Source organism: Knoellia aerolata DSM 18566, from assembly GCF_000768695.1.
Classification (GTDB): Bacteria; Actinomycetota; Actinomycetes; order Actinomycetales; family Dermatophilaceae; genus Knoellia; species Knoellia aerolata.
The window spans coordinates 1-209 of sequence record NZ_AVPL01000227.1 but is presented as its reverse complement, the minus strand read 5'-3'; the positions used below and the strand labels follow the sequence as shown (position 1 = coordinate 209).

At 72.2% G+C, this 209-nt stretch carries 1 protein-coding gene; it reads right to left on the bottom strand.

Going from position 1 to position 209, the window contains the following annotated elements; translation table 11 throughout:
* Nucleotides 1–209: alcohol dehydrogenase catalytic domain-containing protein (locus N801_RS19440; RefSeq protein WP_035941382.1), on the bottom strand; the 209-nt coding region annotated here is incomplete at both ends.

Here is a 209-nt window from a genome sequence, read left to right as displayed (position 1 = left end):
CAGGAGTTCGCCGGCGTTGTTGGCGGCGGACCCGGCGGTGCAGGGCAACCGGCCGTCCTCGGCGCAGTTGTCGCACGCCTCGCACCGCGGCAGGAACGACATGACCACCCGCTGCCCCACCCGGAAGTCGTCGACGGCCGAACCGACCTCGACGATCCGTCCGGCCGCCTCGTGTCCGAGCAGCATCGGCACCGGACGAACCCGGTTGC